A 22,181-nucleotide genomic window follows, 5' to 3' on the forward strand; every position below is an offset into this window, starting at 1 on the left:
GTACCAGATTGTTGTAAGTATAGATATCCTTAACCCAAATCAAGACAGATTACAATGAAAAGACTATACACCATTTCTTCATTCCTACTGATGAATATCTGTTCATTTGCACAAATTCACTCCAGCCAGCAAATTGATTCTTTAATAGAAAAGACACGGGAAGCTTTTAACGTTCCTGGTATTGCTGTCGCTGTGATAAAAGATGGGAAGATTATTCATTCCAAAGGGTACGGAGTCCGTTCTCTGAACACGATGAACCCAGTTGATGAAAACACTCTTTTTGGTATTGCGTCCAACACCAAGGCCTTCACTGCTACCGCCCTGGGAATATTGGTTGATGAAGGGAAAATACAATGGGACGATAAAGTAATCAAATACATTCCTGAATTCAAACTTTATGATGCGTGGGTCACAAAAGAGTTTACCATTCGCGATTTGTTAACTCATAGAAGCGGCTTGGGAATGAGCGCCGGGGATCTGATCTATTACCCAGACTCTTCAGACTTTGCCATTAAAGATATCATTTATGGCCTTCGCTTTAGGAAACCGGCATCAAGCTTTCGGAGCAAATTCGAATACAACAATAGCATGTACATTGTTGCAGGAGAAGTAGTGGCCAGAGTGAGCGGTAAAAGCTGGGAAGATTTTATTGAAGAACGAATTTTTCGCCCCATAGAAATGACGCAAAGTGCGGCCTCCTTCAACCGTATAAAAAACAAATCCAACGTGATTGATGCTCATGCATTAGTAAACAATACTGTACAGGTAATTCCAAGACACTACGGCACAACTTACCATGCAGCCGGAGGCATTTATAGTTCTATTGCAGATTTAAGTAAATGGGGTATGCTCCAGCTCGCCCATGGGAAATACGGAGATTCGTTGCACAACCAATTGTTTTCAGATAATGTCCACGAAGAAATGTGGTCTCCTCAAACTATTATGCAAGTACAGAACCCCGTCTTTTACAATACTCATTTTAAAGCTTATGGATTAGGATTTGTTATTACAGACGTTCAGGGTTACAAACAAATACTCCACAGAGGATTCGTTGAAGGGATGAAATCACAGATTACAATGTTACCTGAATTAAACTTAGGTATTATAGTATTGACCAATCAGCAAGAGGGTGGTGCTTTTGAGGCAATTACCAACCAGATTCTGGACGGCTATTTTAATATACATGGTCGGGATTGGATTAATACCTGTTTAAATAGCAAAAAGCAATCATTAGAAAGTGCGAAAAATATTACTGATTCGGTAGCAAGAATTACTGCTCAAACTCAAACATCAGATAACAGGAATATAAAACCCTATACAGGTATCTATCACGATCCATGGTTTGGAGATGTTGTGATTTCGATGAACAATGGAAAGTATTGGTTTAAATCAAAAAGATCTCCTCTTTTAACCGGAGAGATATTTCCATATAAAGATTACACCTTTATCGTAAAATGGAGAACCCGAAGCCTGGATGCCGATGCATTTATAACATTCTCAGAAATCCACAAGGGCAAGCCAATTAAAATGACAATAAAATCTATTTCACCGCTGGCAGATTTCAGTTGTGACTTTCAGGATCTTGACTTTACGAGAATCTCTCAATAAAAAAGGACATTGATAAGCTAATGATGATATGTAAAATCATCTCCTGCCTCTTTGAAATTATTACATCTCATGTCAGATATTCGGGAAAATAGTAATCCATTCATTATTCTGATTCTGGTATTACCCTATGGAATCAGTGGAGGATTCGTATTGGGTACCCTTCCCTATCTGCTGACCCGGCACGGATTTTCAGTAGCCATGGTAGCCTCCATGGTTGCCTTGGGGGGATCTGCTAATATCTTGCGTTTTCTCTGGGCTCCGATGTGTGATCTTTCCTTAAGCCTGAATAAATGGTACATTATCGGAAACATTTTCGGTGCTGCATCACTACTCCTATTCAGCTTTATCCCTCTGGATATCTGCTACAAAACGCCGTTAACGATACTTATTTTCATCTCACAGATAGCCGCTAATCTGATAGTTACACCTGTGGGGGGCTTTATGGCAAAAACGATAAGGGAGGAACGGCTGGGCATGGCAGGTGGTTACTGGCAGGCCGGCAACCTGGGCGGTGGAGGGCTTGGAGCCGGTGCAGGAATCTGGCTTGCTACCCACTTCTCATACCATACGGCAATTATTGTTTTGTGCGGTATTATGATTAGCAGCTTGTTTGCCATCAGATATATGCCACAGATCCAGGCTGTCTCTACAGAAAAGCTGACAAACAAAATCCGACTCCTTGTCAGTGATATCAGGGAACTGATTCATTCACCTGTTGCGCTCTATACCTCATGCGCCATAATTACTCCAATCGGGATAGGAGCAGCCGGTAGTCTCTGGTCGGCCGTATACTGGAATTGGCAGGTCGGGGCTGAAACCCTGGCTCTGACAATCGGTATATTGAATTTAATTGTAAGCTCAATCGGTTGTCTTGTGGGTGGCATCATTGCAGATAAATCAGGCAAGTGGACCGCATTCTTCTCTTCTGGCATATTGCTGGCAATGACTACACTGCTTATGAGTATTTCCAGTTTCGTTCCAGCTAATTTTGTCGGAGGAGTATTGCTTTATGCTTTCGCCTGTGGCATCAATTATGCGGCTTTTAGTGCTGTTGTTTTGCACGCTATCGGCAAGGGAGTGGCTTCTACCAAATATGCCTTGCTTTCATCATTGGGAAATATACCTGGGACATGCATGACTGCTTTCGATGGTTGGATGCACGACAATTATGGTATCAAAGGAATGCTTTGGGGAGAAACTGTGATCGGAGTCGGTTTTGTTATTCTATTCCTTTCTCTTCTGGAGTATTTAAAAACACGTAAGATCAGAGTCTGAATTTCTAAAAAGAGATAGCTATCAGTCCCATATGTAGTCTAAAACACAAATTATGACGTATGAAAACAAGATTAGTAATCATCGTATTGTTTCTTTCCGCTTTCTACAAATGCTATGGACAGGTTGATTCTACTCATGTAAAAGTCCAGGCCGAGGAAAGAATAAAAGTAATTGATGTACATATCCATGCACCACTTGGGCCTGGAGATGTAGAAGATAATTCAATGCAAAAACAGAAAATTGAACTTGTTCGTGAAATGGATAGTTTAAACATTGTTTTTGGTGTATTGAATGGTCTTCCCGAATTTTTTGATCCCTGGAATAAAGCGGCACCGGGAAGATTTGTGAACTATATTCTTTTCCCATGTATTAACGGAAAGGCGCCAAGTTTTGCGCGAGACTGTTTTCCGGGAGGCAAATCATTCCCCGATATAAAATGGTTAGAGAATGAAATCAAAAAAGGGAAAATACATGGCCTTGGCGAATTTATCCCTGAGTATATCGGAATGAATCCGAATGATAAGAAACTTGAACCGTATTGGAGTTTAGCTGAGAAGTACGACATACCTGTTGCCATCCACATGGGTTTAGGTCCACCAGACGCAGCTTACCCCTCTAATCCTTGTCCGTATAAATCACCAAACTTCAGAGTCGCCGCTGGCAATCCTTTATTGCTTGAAGACGTACTACTGAAGCATAAAAAGTTGCGCGTATGGGTAATGCATGCCGGCTGGCCCATGATCGATGAAATGATTTATATCCTGTATGCGCATCCGAATGTGTACGTGGATACCGGAGTTCTACAATGGGCAATACCCAGAAAAGAATATTACTACTATTTGCAAAGGCTTGTGGAGGCGGGTTATTCTAATAGAATCATGTTCGGGTCTGACGGAAACCCCGGAGAAGGAATAAAAGCCATTTTAGAGGCTAACTTTTTGACAGACAAACAAAAACAAAATATCTTATACAATAATGCTGTCCGATTTCTAAAGCTGAAACTAATTAACAACCAATAGATTGTGTAATATTAGGAGGCAAAGCGGAGACGGTTTTCTCATTTAACCATGGGTGTAACCTGCAAGAAAGGAAACACTCCGGACTGCTCGTCCCCACTAGAGCAGCGCTGATTAAGCTCTTTCAGTCTGGTTATCCGGCAAGCGGCACTAAGCCGCTGTCCGGTGTGAGGCGCAAGCGTTCAGCGGCTCCGGGCCGCTTGACGCGTAATTAACATGTCCTGGCCCCTGAATGTTCTGAGTACTTAAGAGCCCTTCCCGCGAGAGGACGAACATATTTTATTCACTCAAAAAACTATCCTACTATGAAACGAATTATCCTATTCTCATTTATTCTTTCCATGGTAAGTTCTTTATCGGCTCAGCATTTCCCTGACAGTCAAAAAGAAGGAAAGTATTACACGGTAAACGGAGCAAAACTCTGGACTGTAAGTTTTGGCAAGGGAGAACCTTTGTTTATTATTGCCGGAGGGCCCGGTCTGGCGCATTTCATAATGAGAACACTCGATTCGTTATCACTTGACAACACGCTTGTCTATTATGATGCATTTGGCAGAGGTAAGTCAAATACAGCTCAGAACCTCAGCGAATACACGCTGAAAAGAGATATTGATGATCTGGAAGGACTACGCAAAGCTATGGGATTTAAGAAAATCAATATTCTGAGTCATTCGTATGGAACCGTTGTCGGACAGGGATATGCACTGCGTTATCCAGAAAATGTAAATCACCTGATACTTATTTCACCATTACATAGTAACGCCATGTGGCAGGAAAGTGATGACAATTACAACCGGGAGATTAAGACTAATTATCCCGAGGTATGGGACACCTTGACGATCATCCGGAAACAGGGATATAAATCCGCTTCAACTCTTCACCAGAGTATATTTTATCGCCTTCCTATGGGCATAACATATGCTTATAATCCAGAAAACTTAGATGTTCTGTCTCATATAGATTATCCCAACCATTGGAATTCCAGGTTGTACTACCAAATGACAGGTGAAGATGGAGATTTTACGGTTGGGGGTGATATGGGACGTTTTGACTACAGGAGCGAACTGATAAACCTGAAAATGCCGGTACTCATCATCGCCGGCAGATTTGATCGGATAGCCGTACCATGGATGATGGTGCAATACAAGAAATATTGCCCACAGGTGCAACTGGTTATGTTTGAAAAAAGCGGACATTATCCGTTTCTGGAAGAATACGACAAAACAATGGCCGTAATCCGGGCTTTTCTGAAGAAGTAGGCGGCACTGTTTTATGATTGCTGCAAGACGCTGATACCCCTTAATGAAGATAGATGCGACTTGTGGTGTTTCTGACAGACCTAACAGGTGAGGTGTCAAAAATAATACAGGCTCTATAACGTTTTGTATTGGTAGCGTTTTAGGCTGAAACAGGCTTAATTATTTCGCCACGAAACGTAGTTCGACGTAGTCAATCCACGAATAAGAAAGTATCTTTTCTTTTCCAATTTTGGAAAAGTATTTGTGTTGTTCGATTTATATTTTCATTTGAAAATCAACACATTTGGTGCTTCTTCCTTTTATTCGTGGATTGACTGCGTCGAACTACGTTTCGTGGCAGTATTATTTGAAAAGAATTCTTTCTGCCAAAATAATTACACGAAACTTAGGGGAATATTCCCCTAAGTAATGATATTACCCACACTATTCGTTATAGAGCCAAAATACAGAGTATTCAATGTGACAAATTCGGCACTTAAATCAATGAGTTAAATTCGTGCTCAAATGTTAATGTTGTCATCCCGCACTTGATGCGGGATCTTTCAACCAGATAATGATTGTATTACGAGCAAAAGGCAACATTCTACGATTTTGAGATCCCGTGTCAAGCACGGTCCCGATAGCTATCTCGGGAGACAGTTCGAAGTTTTGCTCACTCATTAGCAAAGTAGAATGAAGATATATTTCCATTAAAACTGATTTTTGACACCCCACCTGTTAGATTTGATACCACCCACACTCCACTGCCATAGCCGCCAGCTCGGCCGAATTGCGCACCTCCGCCTTCTTGATCAGCTTATTGCGGTGCTTCGGTAGTGAGGCTGATAAAAAGCGCCTGCACCACCTCCTTATCTGTCTTTCCTTTTACGATCAGGCTTAACATCTCCTTTTCTGGAAATCCGGCAAGCGGCATAGATCCGCTGCCCGGTGTGGAGAGCAAGCGTTCAGCGGCTTCTGGCCGCTTGACGCGTAATAAATATAACCACAGAGATTTAATTAGCCCCCTCAGTGGAACTCTGTGAAAACTCTGTGCTTCTCTGTGGTAATAGTTGTGGTAAAAAGAAATCCAGGTTTCATTTTAAGGAGTGTGAAATGAACTTTAGCCGTAAGGCTACCATGCAGGCTGAAATCTCTCCGGCTCGAGTGGTTTTAGAATTGTTAAATATGAAGATCTGAGAGAATTCAGCCTGACAGATAACAAACATTATAACAATAGTGTTGTTCTATTAAATGAGAAGGGTAGTTTTTATCCTATATGAACACGTAACCGCAACGATTAACCTAAACCGAATTGTAAAACCTAAACCTTTACTTACTATTCGTAAAGAAGAGTGGTCATCTGAACGATGATCACTCTCAAGCCAAACAATTTTTTTCTTTCTTTAGACTGGCAACCTCTCCTTAGAGGAATTTATGCCCGTGCGATCTTATATATAATGCTCTGCTCCCCTGTTCCACCGGCCAGGAATCATGTATTTAGCCGATGCTGGAATTGTACTTACTTATTGATATTGAATTTGTTTGATTGCGAACATCAACTCTCCTAATGCCGTCCGACCTCTTCTGAAATAAGATCGTAAATCGCATTTTACCTTATTATATAGTAACCTAAACGACACAATTATGAAAAATTCTATTCACTGGAAAACGAAAGGGACGTGTGGGTCGCTTTTGTTGCACATGCTGCTCCTTGTGGTGGTAACTACGTGGAGTGGAAATGTTTATGGACAAGACTCAATAGCTGTTGCCCATAATGATTCTGAAGCCTATGTACAGACAGATCTTCCGGACTATGCACCGGGATCGACCGCCCATATCGACGGTGAATACTGGACGCCCGGTGAAAAGGTGTACCTGGTGGTAACTCACTTATCACCACTCCCTGTACCCGATGCCACAGGTGTTTCTCCTAATCCTTATGAAGTATGGACGGTTATTGCCGATGAAAAGGGCGAAATTCATACTACCTGGTATGTGAATCAGTTTGAAGCTGGCGCCCAGCTCAGTCTGGAGGCTTACACTGAGACGGGGTATCATTATACGGTATTTTTTACGGATGCAACTAATGACTTAATTTCTTATGCCAGTGATTGCAACACTTCAAAAACCTCTTTTTGTAGTGGTGAAACAGTTTGTGTTAAAGCAACATTTACTAGCGGTAATAATCACATTGAATGGTATAATCCTTCAAATGGTTTAGTTAATCGAACACCTGCAACAGGAGATCAAAATGGAGATATTTCAAGCTCTTACGCACCATCTGGAGCTGGAACTTGGACAATAAAATTAGTCAAGAGCAACGGTAGCATACCAAAAACAATAACCATAAATATAAATTCTTCAACTGCAATAAGCTCCTCCCCATCTTCTAAGTCGATAACTTACGGAGATGCTTCAACTTTTACAGTTTCAGCATCTGGAACTGGAACATTAATCTATCAATGGAAGGAAAATACCGGTAGTGGATTTACAAAAATTACTGATGGCGGAGTCTATTCTGGTGCAACTACAGCAACTTTAACCCTCACTAAACCACCAGTTGCGATGAGTGCATATCAATATCAGTGTGTGGTAACAAGCGACTGTGGTTCGGCAACTAGTAATGCGGCGAGTTTGACAGTAAATAAGAAAGATATTACAGGAAGCTTTACAGCCAGCAACAAAACCTATGACGGTGGAATTGCAGCAACAGTTATCTCACGTTCTCTGACTGGTGTTATCTCTCCAGATGTCGTTTCTCTGACTGGTGGCACAGCTGCCTTTAGCGATAAGAATGTCGCTACAAGCAAAACTGTCACCCTGACAGGTGCAACCCTGACCGGTACTGACGCAAGCAATTACAGTCTGACTTCGGTAAACACAACTACAGCAGACATCAACAAATTAGGTTTGGTTGGTTCATTCCTGGCCGACGATAAGACCTATGATGGGAACAACAGTGCTACGGTAACTACAGGTAGCTATTCAGTAGCGACCAAAATAGGAACCGAAGATGTTAACATCACCGGAGGTACTGCAACCTTTGCTGATAAAAACTGGGGCGTTGACAAAGTCGTAACCTTAACTGGTGCAACCCTGACCGGTACTGACGCAAGCAATTACAGTCTGACTTCGGTAAACACAACTACAGCAGACATCAACAAATTAGGTTTGGTTGGTTCATTCCTGGCCGACGATAAGACCTATGATGGGAACAACAGTGCTACGGTAACTACAGGTAGCTATTCAGTAGCGACCAAAATAGGAACCGAAGATGTTAACATCACCGGAGGTACTGCAACCTTTGCTGATAAAAACTGGGGCGTTGACAAAGTCGTAACCTTAACTGGTGCAACCCTGACCGGTACTGACGCAAGCAATTACAGTCTGACTTCGGTAAACACAACGACTGCCAACATAACACAACGTGATCTCACTGTATCAGCAACAGCCGATGATAAAACCTACGATGGTAATACAACAGTAGTTGTACATTTAACAACGGACAAAGTTTCAGGCGATAATGTTGAAGCAAGCTATACTTCTGCGTCTTTTGATGATCCTGATGGTGTTGGTCCATTAGACGGTTCAGAAGTAGGCACTAACAAAGCTGTAACTGTATATGGAATTTCTATAAGCGGGGCTATTGCCACGAACTATAAATTGCTTAATACAACAGCAACTGCCACTGCAAAAATTACACAAGCGACAACCACAACATTACTTAGTACAAGTGCCGAAAGGGTAAGGTATATGGATTATTTAACTCTGACTGCCCAGATTAAACCTCTAAATACTGGTAGTCCATTAACAGGTGAAGTTAAATTCATGATTGGTGATAAAGAATATGGCAGTGCAAGTGTTGTACCTATCCCAGGAGTTACTGATGGTTCAGTACAGGCTATGATGATTGTCCAAGTTAAAAACTTACCTGCAACTTATGATGTCAAATGTAATTTCATTTCATCAAATCCAAATTACTCAGGAAGTGAAGTTGGTAGTCCAAAACTAACGGTTGATCCAAGAACTGCAACTCCATACAATGCAACTGGTTTTTATACCGGTGATGGTTTTGCTTGGACTACCGGAACAAATACCAGTACTGCAACATTAACGATGACAGCTGTGATTCAAGATACTTGTTCACTTAAAGGTAAAGGTGACGTTCGTGGTGCTAAGGTTTCATTCTACATTGTCAATGGTACCACTTATACAGCTATACCAAGTGCGCAGAATTTACCAGTTGGACTGATTGATGTAACAGATGGAAGTGTTGGTGCTGCTAGTGCAATTGTTCAGTTGAATATCGGTTCAGCAAATGCTGCCAGTTTCCAAATTGCGATTAAAGTAACCGGGGCATATACAAATAATCCGGGTGACGCATTATCACAATCAATTGTTACGGTTTCAAAACCTGTAACTGGTGGATATATTACTGGTGGTAGTAGTATGCTAAACTCTAACTCTTCGGGTTATATTAGCGGAGCTAAAGGATTGAATACTGATTATGAATTTGATATTCAATATACAAAATCCGGTACGAATCCGAAAGGAAAGGTAACAATATTAGTTCGTAGTTATTATACGAAAGATGGCATTCTTGATTCAAAAATGCATACATACATAATTACGACAAATGCAATTGCGCTATTGAATGTAGGTACACCTACCGCAACTGGTACGTTCAGTGCTAAAGCTAATTTGGTAGAACAGCTTTCAGATTTGTCTACAGTAGCTATTGAAGGTGGAGCAACATTCCAAATGGTAGCATTCCAGAATGCTTGTGACCAAGAAATAGCAATAACACTTTATCGTAAAGCTGGAGGTGTTTGGTTCTCTAGTAACTGGGATAAAGCAAGCTCAACAACAAAACTTCAAGCTGTAAATACAGGTAGTAATGTGTATGTTGCAGGAGGAGGAAAATGTACGACCATCTCTAAATCCGCCACTACCGACATGCAACAAGACCTGACTTCCGAGTCAGCCCCTGAAAACATGTTTAAGGCATATCCAAATCCATTCAAAGACCGACTCTACTTCGATCTGCAATGGACGAAAGATACACGGGCAAGGATCGAGCTATTTGATGCAAGTGGTCTGAAAGTAGCTACTATCTACGATGCACAGATCAAAGCCAACGAGCTGTACAAGATAGAATATGTACCTGCTGCGAATATTATCCCGGGCAGCATACTCTTCTACCGACTGACACTCGATGACAATGTGATTAACGGAAAAGTAATTTACACACCCAGATAATTAATCTGGTAAATTAAAACTAAACCTGACAGGTCTTTGAGACCTGTCAGGTTTTTCCACATTACTACCGGCGCGATAAACCTGCTATATAAAGAAGGGTTTTATAGAAAAGGGTTTTTGCAGGAGCTGCGCCGGTAGTTTCTGTATCTGCTACAAAGCTAATAAGCTTTCGGTCTATCTGTTTTTTGCTTCACCCCCATCCTACCTTAAACAATCATTCAAATGAAGACAATCATTGTAACTACACTATTCCTTCTCGCGATTATATCACCTTCCTTTAGCCAAAATGAGCTAAAGAATTATCTGGTTATAAAGAGTAAAACCAGCAAAGCCTGGACTGTAATCCCCGAAGGAAAGAAAATTAAAGTCGTAATGGCCGACATGGAATCACACAAGGGGAGATTTCACCTTGACCTGAATCAGGAAACCGGGGAGTTAGCCGGTATAATCATTAAGGGAGACACACTCCTTACAAGTGAAATAACATACATCAGTTATAATTCACGTCAGGATGCAAGTATTACCCTAATAGCTCTAGGAGCTATTTATTCTTCGATAGGATTGTTAGGGTTGTTATCTTCAAATAAATCAGATTCGCATTTGGAAATTATCCCAGCAGACGCCATAGCTTATTCCACGCTGGGTGTGGGAATAGTTCCATTAGCAATTGGTGGTTTAATTTCCAGACCAAAGAAATACCCACAGAACAACTGGGAGTACTCATGTTTACAAACAGCATTGAAAAAGAACAGTAAGGAATTTTCAAAGAAAATAGATTCAAAGTAACTGAATTGATGATAACAAAGAGGGTGTCCCAAAAGAGAAATAGGCTATTTAAAAAGTTACAAATTGTAAGTATGAATTGCCCCAAGCCCTAAAGTTCTGAAGTGCAAATTAGCTCCGAAATACCACTCTTCAAAGTCCCCTTTAGGGGAATCGTAGATCGGCGGAGCCAATTAGGGGCGGCAAGAACGATTCAACTATCATTTTGTAAGTTCAATTTTGTCAGAATTGACTTTTGGGACACCCTCTTTAAGACGCTCCCCTCCCTTTCGCTCATCGGAAAAGGGAGGGGAATCAAACGATCTTATTATTCGGGGTGCGATATTAAATCGCACTCCGATTCGTTTCCCACAACCTGACAGCGTCGATAGACCTGTCAGCGTTTAATTTTTTTCTAACGCTGTCAGGTGCAAGCACGCTGACAGGTTTGCGGGTTGCGGTGGTAAGTCTATTTAATCAATCGTACTTCGATGATGTAGCTGGAAAACCTGACAGGTCTTTGAGACCTGTCAGGTTTTGAATAACAGACCTTCAGCATCGTATCGAACGGGTCTCTATGAGCGACCCGTTCGAAAAAAGCCACCCTCAATATTTATACAGCCACACCTCACCCACCACTTAATATTCTTACATTTTTACACTTTGCCTCCACTATTCTCTATTAATTCATTATTATTCCTCTTTTAAATCTTTCAATCTCTCACATTTTGCTTTATACCAAAACCCGCATTATTTAGACTCAATATCAAATACCGCCACATTTATCAGCTCGTCCCTAAAGGTATAATTCTCAACAAAAAACTCATCATCATCTTACTATTCTCATTGCCCCCATCAATACCCGAGATACTACGCCACAACAACGAACACCTTATTACACTGTTTTTCAACCTATTAAATACACATACACGATAAAAAGCAGAAATGTAAAATTTTAGTTGTTAATTTCACATTCAATTGTTTTCTAAATAAAATAATCTGCTTACCTTTGCAATATAGTCTTCAACACTGTTTACAGAATGAGGGCTAAGGGTTGAATTGACACGGTTAATCAATCAACATTAATTATCAAATTGCAAAAGCTGCTGAATCATTTATTAAGTCGTATATGCAATGAGATAATGGCGTTCTTTGAAATTTTTTTGCGGGAAGATGTAAAGCTATTGCATGCCCGGCCTGATGCAAGTGCTTTACAAAGACAACTGATAAGCAACAGTTTGTAATTCAATGGCGGTTTGGGCTATTCGATATTTATATACGGGTGTTTTATACTGCTACCTGACACAAACATTCTTTCGGTTGGATTAAAAAACAGTGCATTTAATAAAACCTACCCGTTGGTCGGAACAATTCACGATGGAATTTGCAAAACCAATCTGTTGGTCGATCATTTTCCGGTGGAATTAGCCAAACCGACCCATTGGTCGGAGCAATTTACGCTGGAATTTGTCAAACCAATCCGTTGGTCAATCAATTTCCGGTGAAATTAGCGAAACCGACCCGTTAGTCAGAGCATTTTACGTTGGGTTTTGTCAAACCAATCCGTTGGTCGATCAATTTCCGGTGGAATTTATTAAACCTATCTGTTGGCCGAATGATTATCTGTTCCTCCTGTAGAATACGTCGTCAACTCAATTTTTTCCGTGAGTTATATCTCAAGTATTAATTAAACTATTTTTGTATGAGAAATTTTTCTACTTCAAAACTGACAATTCGTAAATTGTCAACGTTATCCATCAATCTGATTGGCGCAGTGCGCAAGTCAGGAATCCCCGAGGCACAGCAAGGTGCTGTATTTGAGGAGTTAGTGAATCAGGATGCCTTATTCACACTTGCCATCGCCAGGAGCCGTTACAGCTCGCAGAACCAATCGCTTACAGCGATTTCAGCAGAGCGTAGCCGAATTATTTCAGGCTTCAAGGGCATAGTCTATAACCTGACTAAATCACCGATTCAGGCTGAACGGGATGCAGCAAACCTGCTCTATCCGGTATTCACCAGTTTCGGTAGAAGTCTGACTAAAACCATTATCAGCGAACAGACTGGTGTGATCAACACTTTTTTGGCAAAGCTTAGAGAGCAAAAGTACACTGATGCTCTCAATGCCATTAATCTATCCAGTTGGAAATCAAAAGTGGAGGAGCTGCAACAATCATTTGTAGACCAATACGTTGACCGTGACTCCGACCAGAAAGACATCAATGTTACCAAGTCGGCTACGGGTATGCGTGAAGATCTGACGGATGCCATCAATAACTATTACGAATGGATCCATGCTACTTCGATTGTAAACAAGCAGGAGATTTGGAAAAATCTGGCAGAAACGCTGATGCAGAACTACAACAACGCTGTTTCGAGCATTTCCACAAGCTCTGACAATACGAGCTCTACTGACAGCAGTTCATCTGCAACAAAGAGTGAAACTGATAGTACGGCAAAGTAATGAAACCTAACAGGTTTTGAAAACCTGTCAGGTTACACCGTATGCAATGCCTTTTTTGCCGGGAAAGAGTTTGCATGAGGCGATGCTATTGTAAAAAGAGTAATGATCAAACGCCCCGCAGCTGTAATGGCTGTGGGGCGTTTTTATTTACAAATTCAACTACTCTTTGATTACCATTTTCTGAATAATAAATCCGTTTTGCAAAGTGACTAATATAACATAAACTCCGGCATTGAATCCCCGGGCTGGAATTGAAGATACATTTTCCGGGATATTAACTTCTATAACTTTAAGACCTTCAATTGAGAAAATCTGCACCCGTTGTATTGGCGCGTCCGATGCGATACAGATAATATCCCCATCTGTTACCGGATTGGGATAAATCCTCAATGAATTTACAGTTGAATTTACAATTCCAGAAGAATTTGCCATTTGAGAATCAGTAATCTGTTTTACCAGTTCATTAAGATATACCTCAACGTTAGTGTAGCTTTCACCGGAGGAGATTAACGGCCCATCTGCCGGATTATTCGGATCAAGACCATGTGCAGTTTCCCAACTATCGGGCATACCGTCTTTATCCGTATCAGTAGGTACATCTTCAGGGTTAAAGTTATAGGCAGGCCATCCGCCCACATCACTCTGAGAATCGATCAGGCCACCTGTACTCCCATTGCTTCCAGCACTACAGGAAATAGTTCCATTCAATACATTATTTATAATCCTGGAATCGACCGCATCACGCTTCAGACTGGCTCCAGCATAAGATGTTACACGGAGATAGGCATCTTCCGCAGATTGAGTAGTTACATAAGCCATTGGAAACGGAGTAAATAACTGAAGGTCAGACAGAGGTTTTGTACCAAGATAATACGGCTGAAATCCCAACCAGTTATCAGCAGTAACAAACGGACTATTCTTCATCACATTTCCACTCAGATGAAAAACGCCCCACACCCCTGCCGGTTGGCTACTGGATCCATCGTCAGGCCAGGGGCTAAAAATCCGGTAGTTGACCTCTCCTACCCTTGTTGCCGGACCTGAACGGTAATAATTGTTGATGATATTATGAGATCCTCCTTCCCCACCATAACCGGAATTATTACCCCAATTGTAGATGACATTGTTTCGGAAATCGACCTTTTCAATTGACGGATTATTGGTATTCTGGCTTCCACAAAAACGGGGATTACGACTATCGTGGCAAGCCAGGAGATTGTGGTGAAAGCTGGCAGGTGCACCTCCCCATATACCACCATAGCCGTGTGAAACTTTTGTATGAAACGAATAACGCAAGCTCTCAGACAGTATGCACCACTGCATAGTAAAATTCTTATTATCATAGAAGGAGGCACACTCATCTATGCTCCAACTCATGGAACAGTGATCAAGGATTACATTAGACAAATTACGCCCCCATATCGCATCAGCCCCATCCCAGCCAAAGGTAGGATTGACTGCCGCTGCTTCATCGCCCATCCTGAAACGCATAAAGCGGATAATAACATTATTGGCCGATACCAATACCGGATAGTTTTTCAAACAAATGCCATCCCCCGGCGCACTTTGACCAGCAATGGTAAGATTGCCATTCGTGATTTGAATCTTGTTGGTCAAAGGAATTACTCCTGCCACTTTAAACATAATAATCCTGGGACCAGTCTGATTTAATGCCCAGCGTAATGTCCCTACCGAGCCATCATCTGCCAGGGAGGTAACATATAAGATTTTCCCTCCTCTTCCCCCGGATGTGTACATACCGCTGCCTTCTGCTCCCGGAAATGCGGGTATTTGAGCCTGCAAATATGCACACAAAAGGATGCTGCTAAATAAAAGGAGTATTGATTTCATAAACAACTACTTTTTCACCATGATTTTCCTGCAACAATACCCTTCATCAGTGGTAATCATTAGTAAATAAGCACCTGATGGAATATTGCTGATATCTACTTTCATTTGTTTTCTGCCTCCACTGTTGCCACAAAACACTTCTTTGACAAACTTGCCGGAGGTATCATACAATCTTATTGTATAGTGTGCATCAGCCAATTGCATTTCAATGTACAATTCTGTGGTTGACGGATTTGGATAAACAGTAATCTCTTTCACCCTATCCCTGATGTTATTTACCTCAGTCGCCGGGAAACCATCAAATGATAAGTTATCGACATATAGTATTGAGTTACCCAAAGGTTCATAGTGATAACCAGTACTTATGTCATACATTTTATAAGCAAATATCCCAATACATGCACTATCAGGAATCGAAGTATCATCAAAATAATCTAAATCAATAGAGAAAGGAGCCCAGGTTGAAACAGGTTCTTTGCATTTAATAGCGTAACCCATTAAGGGATATTCAGGATCAGGTGATTCTAAAAATCCATGTTTATACATGAAGACAAAAAACTGGCAGGAATCACCTGTGATTGCAGGAATGAATTTATAATATCCATTCAATGAGGTATGCCTTTTACTCACTTCAAAAGCCGGACACATTGCACCCCAATCACCTCCCGCTGGCGGAGCAGTATTGGCTAAACCAGACCTGTCTGTGTAATATAAGCCGGAAATATTATTTTGAAGTCTTAAGGCATACCTTCCCGACTGTGTATCTGATGTTTGTACTGCCGTCCCAGCTACAAACCAACCTTTAGGCATTACAAATTTTCCGTAATCGGCATATACCAATTCCCAATTTTCAAAACCTGAATTGGGAATCGGATCTATGACATTCATATACCACCGGGGATCACCAGCACTATTAGCTCCGGCAAAACTGTTATCTTTTATCCTGTAGTTAATACCATGATTTACAAATGTCGCTCCGGGTGTTGATGAAGACGGACTTGTGAAAATATCCGTTGATTCACCCGGATAAGTAGTAAAAGCCCCTGTTATATCAGAGATTTTCATAGAATCGGCAGCATAAAAGTCAGTTGTGATATATGAATTATCAATATTCAATGTTCCGGATGAACGAATACAAACCGAAGGATTCCCCGATTTACCGAAGATACAATTTGAAATGGTTACGGGAGTCTTCTGTGATGTACCTAAATCAATCAGGTATCTGATATTTGCTCCGGAAGATAATAACATTGTATTGTCAAATGTACAATCTGACAGCTCCAACTGTCCTGTATTCGTCTGTAAATAAAACACAGTTAATCCGAATCCATAAAACGTTGAGTTCTTCACTTTAATCCGATCCATATAACTACCCACTTTATTATTATAAATGGCACCATAATCAGCGAAGTTGCTTATTTTACAATTGGTGATAAAAATATTTTTTACCCTCTGAGGTACCAACGTATCTGTACTTTGAAAACGGACCAATGAGCGAAATGTCGAGATATTACAATTAGAAAATGCAATAGTATCGATAAGTACAGTAGAACTGGCTACATTAATGATGTAATTTTGGGTAGGATCACTCATTGCCCCTGAAATTGTCAGGTCTTCAAATGTCAGTGCAGCCAGGTTAGGTGGAGGATTTAACCGTCTGAGTTTCAAGACAGGCATTGTACCATCCCCTCTGAAGGTTATCCGGGTATTTTCGGCCAGTGTATTGATGCTTGTAAAATTGGTTGATAACGGATTAGTGTAACCTTGTGGAATAATTACTACTACATCTTTTCCCAGATAGCTTGACTTATTTGCAATTACAGTTGTGATATCATCATATTTCCCCAGATATATCACATCAGCCGCTCTTAAGGATAAACTTGTCAGATATATGACCACAATAACTATCTTTAAAATAGAAGTTTTCATACGTTCTCAGTTTTTTGGGTTAGAATAAGTTCAACAACAATAATCAGAAAGAATAGCCATCCTTTGAACAGACAAAATACAATCGGCTATAAATTAAGGTTAATAATACACAGACCATTCATTTCGAAATAAAGTTACAATCGGAAGATTAGGCACAATATCTAAATGATATTCAATACATAAAAGATCTATATCTGAAAAGTAAAGAGTTTACGTCCAATATATATACAAGTCCTGAAGCCACCTGTCATTTTTGAAAATAACCAGTGCAAATCACAACACCATATAATATACAACAATCTGGTACTTCATTAAGCCCCCACCAGGTGCAAAAAACTAATTGTCTGAGCTAAAAATACTACTTTGGTAGTATTGATTTCGGGGGAAAGAATGTTGTATCTTCGTATGGAAATAGAATACCACGCATGAACAGAATGGGAAGTGCGCTTCTGAATGGCTAGTATCATAGGACAATTTATGAACCTAATTCCTGGAGACCACACAATTTAGAGGGGAAGTGCACTTCATTTTTTCTATAATGCCAGTTCAGAATCAAGTCGTGTACTATATATGATTATTCTATATGTAACTCCGGATGTTATAACAATAATCTTTGACCTTGACCTAAACCTTAACTACAGAAAAATATATCTATTTATTCCGTTCTTATTATTTCCCGGACTTACATCCTCAGACCATAGATGATTAAGAAATTCTGTCGGCAACTAACCGGATAGAGCAAACAACATCAATGGTCTGATTGTTTTATTTTATATAGCTACTACAAAACCCACACCGATGGCTATTTTTCTAAAGAACCAGCAACTTTAAATATCGGACTAAGGACCCAGGTGCATGTGATTGAAAATCCATTAATTCATTCCGCTTATCAAGCGATGAATTGAAGAGATATTAAACCGACGTAGAAAAGCAACTAAAGCTTGAATGCTGCAGCTGACTCTATGTCGTTTTTTGTTTTCTCAACCTTCAGACTTCACAGCCATACCAGATTGAAATTTACTTGCATCTTCAATCTTTGAGCCATGAAAAAGAGCGTTTTTTTTATTCTCTGCATATTGCCCGTCATAATGAGCAGTTGTGCACATTATTACTATTCACCCGGTCTCCAGCAAATTCCGTTATTTACGAAAAAGCATGATCTTCGTTTGACGGGAGGGCTTACCTTTGGGGATGATGGTTCTGATGGATTGAATGCCGGTATTGCATATTCCATATCGAATCAATTTGCATTAATGTCAGATTATACGTTTTCATCCTCCAGTGATGCAACAGGAGGCAAACAATCGCGATTTAATGGAGCTATCGGGTACTATAAGGCCTTCCAAAAATCATTTGTTTTTGAAACATACGCCGGACTGGGAAGTATAAGTGAACATCATTCATACACATACCCCCTATATTCACCAAATGACTTCGGATATACTAATCAAAACTACACGTCAAGATTATCGGCTTCAAAACAATTTATCCAAACTTCACTTGGATACACCTCTAGTTGTTTTGATTTAGCAGTAGGCACTCAGTTTGATTATTTGAGATTTTATAGTGTAGAAACTAATCTGGATCCATCCTTAAGTGAGTATGGCAGAATTTGGTTTTTGTCTCAACACAAGAATATTCTATTTTTTGAACCGTCTTTTACAGTACGAGGCGGTTGGGAATATGTCAAATTGCAAATCCAGTATATACCGTTAATTCCAGTCAATTATAAATACAAGTCTTTATTTGGGACTAAACAGCTAAATATTGGCCTCTATTTTAATTTTCCTCAAAAGAAAAACAAAGTCAGTTCCCTGAAATAAGCCAGAAGATTACAAATCACAACAACTTAAATTCTAAAACTATGAAACGATTTATTACCCTGCTTATCGTTGCAATAACTGTGACGCTTAGCTATGGAAAGCAAAAAGCTGTGCCTCTCGAAGGAACCTGGCAAATGGTACATGCCCAATACTACCACCTGGATTCACTGATGTTTCAATTCTCTGTAAAAGATGGAGACTTTCAATGGAAAGTGTTCAGCAAAGGTTATTTCGTTGCTGTAAACCAATCCATCTATAACGGAAAGACTCAGAATGGCGGCATTTGCGGGAAATATGAACTGAAAGGTTCTAACCTGGTGGAAATCCTGGACGACCATTATCCGGATGCGATCAAATACTTTAGTAAACTGCCCCAATATACAGTACAGATTAAGGGGGACACCTTAATCCAGACAGGGCCGTATGATGAAAAAGGACGAATGATCTATTTCCACTTTGTGGAAAAATATGTGCGGATGAAGTAGTGATATGGCGCATCTTACTCAGATACTGCCCCAAAGTACTTTGACATCACATTTGGGACCAAACTTGATATTTCGTTAAATGAGAATAAAGGGCCTTACCGGGGAATGAATCTTGTATGCGGATTCAGCGTTAATCCAGATCAATGGGCTATACGCTCTGAATTCGGATTAATGAAAAATCTGGCATCTTTCAATGACTACTCTGTCGTGAGCTTTTGCGTTGAATTTACATTGTATATCAACACATTACATAGAACATCAAAACCCAAGTCATAAACGACAAATGTATGAAAACCAATATTCTTATCGTTTTTATGTCCTTAGCTTTTCTCTCTGAAGGGTTCTGCCAGTATGAGATAAAGAATTACCTGGTCATAAAGAATAAAATCTCGAGTGCAAAGATTAATATACCGGAAGGGAAAAGAATCAAGGTAGTAATGGATGATAAACAATCTTTTAGTGGTCCTTTCAAAATGTATTTTGAACAGAAAACCGGGGAATTTACCCGAATCATCATTAAGGGCGACACATTGAATATCACGGATATATCAAATATAAAGTACTATAAGTATCATGGATATGGAGTAGGTAATATATTAAGTGGAATTTCAGTATCTGTAATTGGGTTATTTATCAGGTCTGCTCCTGAAAAAAGAGCCTCAAATCATGGTTTTCAAACAATTCAAATATCTAATGAAGCAGTTGGCGATATCTTCATATATAGCGGATTAATTCCAATAGGTATTGGATGCCTGTTGATCTGGCCATCAACCTATTCTCATCACAAATGGAGTTATACATTCATGCAAAAAGAGGTCAGAAAAAGATCAAACGAAATATTTCCATATTGACTATTAAAGGAGAATACTGTACACTTTACTAATTTATCAGTAGTAGAATATACTCCTATCTAAAATTCAAAGCCATGAAAAAACTATTCCTTATCCTCTGTTTTGTTCTATTGGCTGCAATTGCTAACGGAGCTGTTTCAAAAAGCGTGAACGTGACCACAGTCGGCACCCTCAATACTTTGTTAACCTCAACTGAAAAAGCAACAGTAACCGATCTCACAGTAACCGGGACAATTGATGCTCGGGATTTTAAATTTATGAGGGATAATATGACGATGCTTACGAATCTGAATATTAGTTCGATAAATATCACTTCCTATTCAGGTGATGCCGGCCCCTCTTACTCTTCATCTTTCCCGGCAAATCAAATTTCTGAATATGCCTTTTACGAAAAGACTTCACTCAAAACAATCAAACTCCCTGCTTCAATAACATCAATCGGACAATTCGCTTTTTATCAATCCGGACTAACAGGTAGTCTCACTCTACCCGGCAATCTCAAATCTATCGGATATCTTGCCTTTTACGAATGTCCCGGTTTGACCGGCACTATCATTATCCCTAAATCTGTTAATCAAATCGATGCCGTTCCTTTCGGATTATGTAGTGGTATTACAGCATTCATTGTAGAAGATGGAAATAACTATTTCACTGCAACAAACGGAGTTCTCTTCAACAAAAATCAAACTCTGCTCATTCTGTATCCTTGTGGCAAAACAGGAAATTACGAGATTCCGGGAACGGTAAATATCATCGGAAAAAATTCATTTGCCTGGTGTGCTGGTCTGACCGGCAGCCTGATTATTCCCAATTCTGTAACCCGAATTGAAGATTTGGCGTTTAATTACTGTACAGGATTAAGTGGAATTTTGTCTATTCCCAATTCAGTCACCTATATCGGGAGCTATGCATTTCAGTATTGTGAGGGACTTATCGGTAAAATTACTATTCCCGGTTCGGTAACCAACTTAGAAGATTATTCCTTTTCAGGATGTAAAAGCTTTACCGGTGATTTAATTATTCCAGAGTCTGTTTCAACTGTCGGATGGTACACATTCTATGATTGCCCCGGACTGGATGGGAAGGTTCAATTTTCTGAAACTGTTACGACAATACCATACACTGTATGCGACCAATGTCCGTCCATTAAAGAGGTGATTCTTCCCAAATGCACTAAATATATTTCAGGCATGTCTTTTAGCGGTTGCATAGGTTTGCAGAAAATCAAGTCGGCAAATCCTTTACCTCCATCAATCAAAAGCTCGAGTTTTGAACAGGTAAACAAATCCACTTGCCAACTGATTGTTCCCATAGGTGCAAGGACAGCTTATCAGGCAGCACCTTACTGGTCAGAATTTACCAATATCACGGAACAGGACTTATCCGCCGGTATAACTACAACCAAAACTGATATCTGCAAAGTTTATAGCTCAAATGGTCAAAACATTATCGAAAATGCGACGAATGAGTCCATTGAGGTTTTCACTCTTTCCGGAGTTTTGGTCAAAACAATTAATAACCGGGAAATAATCAAAACAATCAACCTACCTAAAGGGACTTATATTGTAAAAGTCGGAAATAATTATCAGAAAGTGGAATGTGTAAAATGATATAGTGTAC

The 22,181-nt window shown here is 40.1% G+C and carries 14 protein-coding genes; 11 read left to right on the forward strand and 3 right to left on the reverse strand.

The window, feature by feature from the left end; genetic code table 11:
• Positions 1–54: 54 nt before the first annotated feature.
• From MLE17_RS02875 to MLE17_RS02890, 4 genes are all read left to right on the forward strand, one after another.
• Entirely contained in the window at positions 55–1,608 is a 1,554-nt protein-coding gene (locus tag MLE17_RS02875; protein ID WP_243346863.1) for a serine hydrolase, read from the forward strand.
• A 69-nt stretch (positions 1,609–1,677) separates the two neighbouring features.
• Positions 1,678–2,883: an MFS transporter gene (locus MLE17_RS02880; RefSeq protein WP_243346864.1), complete on the forward strand. Its 1,206-nt coding sequence runs from the start codon at positions 1,678–1,680 to the stop codon at positions 2,881–2,883.
• A 59-nt stretch (positions 2,884–2,942) separates the two neighbouring features.
• The gene (locus tag MLE17_RS02885) at positions 2,943–3,902 is read left to right on the forward strand and encodes an amidohydrolase family protein (protein ID WP_243346867.1); all 960 of its coding nucleotides are present in this window, start codon (positions 2,943–2,945) and stop codon (positions 3,900–3,902) included.
• Between the two features lie 302 nt (positions 3,903–4,204).
• A complete protein-coding gene (locus MLE17_RS02890; protein ID WP_243346868.1) occupies positions 4,205–5,158 on the forward strand; it encodes an alpha/beta fold hydrolase in 954 nt (317 codons plus the stop codon).
• 796 nt (positions 5,159–5,954) lie between these two features.
• Here MLE17_RS02890 and MLE17_RS02895 read toward each other — a convergent pair.
• The gene (locus tag MLE17_RS02895; RefSeq protein ID WP_243346871.1) at positions 5,955–6,098 is read right to left on the reverse strand and encodes a hypothetical protein; all 144 of its coding nucleotides are present in this window, start codon (positions 6,096–6,098) and stop codon (positions 5,955–5,957) included.
• A 683-nt stretch (positions 6,099–6,781) separates the two neighbouring features.
• On the opposite strand from MLE17_RS02895, the gene MLE17_RS02900 reads away from it, so the two are divergent.
• From MLE17_RS02900 to MLE17_RS02910, 3 genes are all read left to right on the forward strand, one after another.
• Positions 6,782–10,396 carry a YDG domain-containing protein gene (locus MLE17_RS02900; RefSeq protein WP_243346873.1) on the forward strand — a complete coding sequence of 1,205 codons (3,615 nt, stop codon included), beginning with the start codon at positions 6,782–6,784 and terminating at the stop codon, positions 10,394–10,396.
• Between the two features lie 222 nt (positions 10,397–10,618).
• Positions 10,619–11,182 (forward strand): hypothetical protein, encoded by a 564-nt coding sequence (locus MLE17_RS02905; RefSeq protein ID WP_243346875.1) that lies wholly within the window; start codon positions 10,619–10,621, stop codon positions 11,180–11,182.
• Between the two features lie 1,678 nt (positions 11,183–12,860).
• Positions 12,861–13,622: a DUF6261 family protein gene (locus tag MLE17_RS02910; protein ID WP_243346877.1), complete on the forward strand. Its 762-nt coding sequence runs from the start codon at positions 12,861–12,863 to the stop codon at positions 13,620–13,622.
• Between the two features lie 159 nt (positions 13,623–13,781).
• Here the strand turns inward: MLE17_RS02910 and MLE17_RS02915 are convergent, their stop codons facing one another.
• Positions 13,782–15,473, reverse strand: coding sequence for a T9SS type A sorting domain-containing protein (locus tag MLE17_RS02915; RefSeq protein ID WP_243346880.1), 1,692 nt, complete (start codon positions 15,471–15,473; stop codon positions 13,782–13,784).
• 6 nt (positions 15,474–15,479) lie between these two features.
• Positions 15,480–17,402, reverse strand: coding sequence for a T9SS type A sorting domain-containing protein (locus MLE17_RS02920; RefSeq protein WP_243346881.1), 1,923 nt, complete (start codon positions 17,400–17,402; stop codon positions 15,480–15,482).
• Between the two features lie 1,043 nt (positions 17,403–18,445).
• On the opposite strand from MLE17_RS02920, the gene MLE17_RS02925 reads away from it, so the two are divergent.
• From MLE17_RS02925 to MLE17_RS02940, 4 genes are all read left to right on the forward strand, one after another.
• The gene (locus MLE17_RS02925; RefSeq protein WP_243346884.1) at positions 18,446–19,225 is read left to right on the forward strand and encodes a hypothetical protein; all 780 of its coding nucleotides are present in this window, start codon (positions 18,446–18,448) and stop codon (positions 19,223–19,225) included.
• A gap of 41 nt (positions 19,226–19,266) precedes the next feature.
• Entirely contained in the window at positions 19,267–19,710 is a 444-nt protein-coding gene (locus MLE17_RS02930) for a hypothetical protein (RefSeq protein ID WP_243346886.1), read from the forward strand.
• 287 nt (positions 19,711–19,997) lie between these two features.
• Positions 19,998–20,561, forward strand: a complete 564-nt coding sequence (locus tag MLE17_RS02935; protein ID WP_243346888.1) for a hypothetical protein — start codon at positions 19,998–20,000, stop codon at positions 20,559–20,561.
• Between the two features lie 74 nt (positions 20,562–20,635).
• Positions 20,636–22,171, forward strand: a complete 1,536-nt coding sequence (locus tag MLE17_RS02940) for a leucine-rich repeat domain-containing protein (protein ID WP_243346890.1) — start codon at positions 20,636–20,638, stop codon at positions 22,169–22,171.
• The last annotated feature ends 10 nt before the right edge of the window (positions 22,172–22,181 follow it).

The sequence above is a fragment of the Parabacteroides sp. FAFU027 genome (assembly GCF_022808675.1).
Classification (GTDB): domain Bacteria; phylum Bacteroidota; class Bacteroidia; order Bacteroidales; family UBA7332; genus CAXXIC01.

Coding starts and splice junctions, on each gene's coding strand:
- MLE17_RS02875 (WP_243346863.1), top strand. CDS start 55: ATGAAAAGACTATACACCATTTCTTCATTCCTACTGATGAATATCTGT.
- MLE17_RS02905 (WP_243346875.1), top strand. CDS start 10,619: ATGAAGACAATCATTGTAACTACACTATTCCTTCTCGCGATTATATCA.
- MLE17_RS02880 (WP_243346864.1), top strand. CDS start 1,678: ATGTCAGATATTCGGGAAAATAGTAATCCATTCATTATTCTGATTCTG.
- MLE17_RS02885 (WP_243346867.1), top strand. CDS start 2,943: ATGAAAACAAGATTAGTAATCATCGTATTGTTTCTTTCCGCTTTCTAC.
- MLE17_RS02935 (WP_243346888.1), top strand. CDS start 19,998: ATGAAAACCAATATTCTTATCGTTTTTATGTCCTTAGCTTTTCTCTCT.
- MLE17_RS02940 (WP_243346890.1), top strand. CDS start 20,636: ATGAAAAAACTATTCCTTATCCTCTGTTTTGTTCTATTGGCTGCAATT.
- MLE17_RS02930 (WP_243346886.1), top strand. CDS start 19,267: ATGAAACGATTTATTACCCTGCTTATCGTTGCAATAACTGTGACGCTT.
- MLE17_RS02925 (WP_243346884.1), top strand. CDS start 18,446: ATGAAAAAGAGCGTTTTTTTTATTCTCTGCATATTGCCCGTCATAATG.
- MLE17_RS02910 (WP_243346877.1), top strand. CDS start 12,861: ATGAGAAATTTTTCTACTTCAAAACTGACAATTCGTAAATTGTCAACG.
- MLE17_RS02900 (WP_243346873.1), top strand. CDS start 6,782: ATGAAAAATTCTATTCACTGGAAAACGAAAGGGACGTGTGGGTCGCTT.
- MLE17_RS02890 (WP_243346868.1), top strand. CDS start 4,205: ATGAAACGAATTATCCTATTCTCATTTATTCTTTCCATGGTAAGTTCT.
- MLE17_RS02915 (WP_243346880.1), bottom strand. CDS start 15,473: ATGAAATCAATACTCCTTTTATTTAGCAGCATCCTTTTGTGTGCATAT.
- MLE17_RS02920 (WP_243346881.1), bottom strand. CDS start 17,402: ATGAAAACTTCTATTTTAAAGATAGTTATTGTGGTCATATATCTGACA.